This is a genomic window from Bartonella sp. CB10SXKL (assembly GCF_042195515.1).
In the GTDB taxonomy this organism is placed as follows: Bacteria; Pseudomonadota; Alphaproteobacteria; order Rhizobiales; family Rhizobiaceae; genus Bartonella.
On the sequence record NZ_JBHION010000045.1, the window covers coordinates 1 to 3068 of the forward strand.

Below are 3068 nucleotides of genomic sequence, written 5' to 3' on the forward strand. Positions count from 1 at the left end.
TGGGTCTTTAGCACCCTTTTTTTATTTTATTATTGCTATTTGTTTTAAATAGATCTAGCAGATTCTATTTAAAGTTTTTTGACATCGATAGATCAACGCTTATATAGCGGTGGGGTTTTATTATAAATGCTTCAATCTCATAACAAACCACTGACATTACGCTCTCTGTTACAATCCTACCGTGATCATACAGAAAATGCGCGCGATAGAGGAACTTCTTTTGAAAAGTTTGTAATTGCTTATTTGACGCAAGACCCTCTGCAATGCCAAGAATATGAAAAGGTTCAAACCTATTGTGAATGGGCAAAAGAGCATGGAGAAGATGGGCGTGATATCGGCATTGATCTGGTTGCTAAAATTCGTGATGAAGAAGGATATGCCGCTATTCAATGTAAGTTTTATAGTGCAAATCATCAAATCAAGAAGGAAGATATTGATAGCTTTATTGCTGCCTCAGGAAAAAAGATCTTCACACGCCGTATTCTGGTTGATAGCACCGAAGGTAATTGGAGTAACAATGCCGATCTCACCTGTGAAGGACAAGGAGTCCGCATTCAACGGATTAATCTTTTTGATCTGGAAAACAGTCAAATAGATTGGTCAACCTTTGAAAGCAAAGGGGAAGCTACTCTTAAGAAAAAAGAACCGAAAAATCTTTTAGATCATCAACAAGAAGCGCTTAAAGCTGTTTGTGAAGGGTTAAAAGAAGCAGACCGCGGCAAGCTGATTATGGCGTGTGGAACGGGAAAGACCTTTACCAGTCTGAAGATAGCAGAAGCTCTTGCTGGTCAAGGTAAACGTGTTTTATTCCTTGTCCCCTCTCTTTCTTTAATGTCACAAACAATAAGAGAATGGACAGCAGATACAGCAATCCCCTTGCGTTCCTTTGCTGTGTGTTCTGATACACAAGTTGGCAAACGTCGTAAAGCCCAAGATGATGCTGCCGAACTCGATGTCTCGGATCTCGCTCTACCAGCAACAACAGATTCTCAAAAGCTTGGAGAAAAAGCCAATAAGGTTTCTCCTGATGCCATGACAGTGGTCTTTGCTACCTACCATTCGATACAAGTGATTTCGGATGCGCAAAAGAAATATGCTTTACCGGAATTTGATCTGATCATTTGTGATGAAGCACACCGTACCACTGGAGCTGTGTTAGGAACAGACAAGAGTGAATCTGAGTTTATCAAGGTTCATAATAATAGCCTTATTCGGGGCAAGAAACGTCTGTATATGACAGCAACCCCTCGTATCTTTAGTGATAATGCCAAAAAACAAGCTAATGAGATTGATGCTGTTCTGGCTTCTATGGATGATGAAGAGCTTTATGGAAAAATCCTTTATTCTTATAGTTTCTCCCATGCTGTAAAAAATGGACTTTTAACGCCTTACAAGATTATCGTTTTAGGTGTTGATGAAGGAGAAGTGAGTAAATCTATCCAGCATCTGATGACAGATGAGAATTATGAACTTATTCTTGATGATAGAACAAAGATCATGGGTTGTTATCAAGCTCTTACCAAAATGGATCTGAAAATTGATCTTGGGGATGATACAAGACCCATGCACCGGGCTTTGGCTTTTTGTAGAGATATTGATACTTCTGAACGCATATGTAGAACATTCAACGATGAAGAAGTTAAGAAAGATTTACGTAATCTTCATGAAAACCATAAAAATATTCCCCCTCTTAACTGTCAAGTAGATCATATTAATGGAAAATCTGGTGCCAAAAACCGTACGATAAAACTTGATTGGTTGAAAGAAGATGCGGGTGAGAATGTCTGCCGTATATTAACCAATGTACGCTGCCTTTCAGAAGGTGTTGATGTTCCTTCCCTTGATGCGGTTATGTTTTTACACCCGCGTAAAAGCCAAGTGGATGTGATACAGGCGGTAGGACGTGTGATGCGTCGTGCAAAAGGCAAAAAGATGGGCTATATCATTTTGCCGGTTGGTGTTCCTGCTGGTGTTTCACCAGAAGAGGCATTAAAAAACAATAAGAGATACAGTGTTGTCTGGCAAGTTCTCAATGCTTTGCTTGCCCATGATGAGAATTTTAGTAAAACCCTTAACCAGATGGTCTTAGGGCAAGACGTAAGCTCTATCATCGACATTGTTACAGTTTCTAAAAAGACCGAATTAGAGAATGTCACCACGGTTATTGACGAAATCACGCTCCACGAAAAATCAGAACAATCCGGACTTCGTATTGGGACACAAGCTCATGAACCGCACCAAACATATGAAGGACAAGGAAGATTGCCCTTTTTTGTTGAGTTTCCCAATGCTCTCAAAACACTGATTGTTAAAAAATCTACCATGAGTGATTATTGGGGCATTTGGGCTGGCAATGTTGCTGAGATTGCACAAAACCATATCACACGCCTTCAAACTATGCTTTCTGATCAAACAAGCGAAGCTTATCATGCCTTTGATGCGTTTTATAAGGAATTAAAAAACAACTTAAACAGTGAGATAAAGCAAGAAGAAGCGATTGAGATGTTAGCGCAACATCTTGTGACGCGTCCCGTGTTTGAAGCCTTGTTTGAGGGCAATGAATTTGTACAAAACAATGCCATTTCGCAAGCAATGGAAAAAATCTTAACAGAACTCGATAAAACCAATATTGAGGAAGAATCCAAAGAATTACAAGAGTTTTATGACAGCGTAAAGTTCCGTGCCTCTGGCATTACCGAACCACAGGCAAGACAAAATCTTATTATCAAACTTTACGAAGATTTTTTTACCAAGGCATTTAAGAAAACCACGGATAGGCTTGGCATTGTTTATACCCCCGTTGAAGTTGTGGATTTTATCATTCATTCTGTTGATGATGTGTTGCGTAATGAATTTGGAAAAAGCTTAGGGTCACGTGGAGTTTCTATTCTTGACCCTTTCACTGGAACGGGGACCTTTATCACAAGGCTTTTACAATCAAAGCTCATAAAACCAGAGGATATGGAATATAAGTTCCGTCATGATATCCATGCCAATGAGATTGTTTTACTGGCTTATTACATAGCAGCCATTAACATTGAATCGACTTATCATAGTTTGAAGAAAGG

At 39.4% G+C, this 3068-nt stretch carries 1 protein-coding gene; it reads left to right on the plus strand.

Annotation, left to right across the window (positions count from 1 at the left end):
- Positions 1-126 precede the first annotated feature (126 nt).
- Positions 127-3068 (plus strand): DEAD/DEAH box helicase family protein (locus tag ACFIK3_RS09130; protein ID WP_375676593.1); only part of this gene is annotated, 2942 nt, incomplete at its 3' end.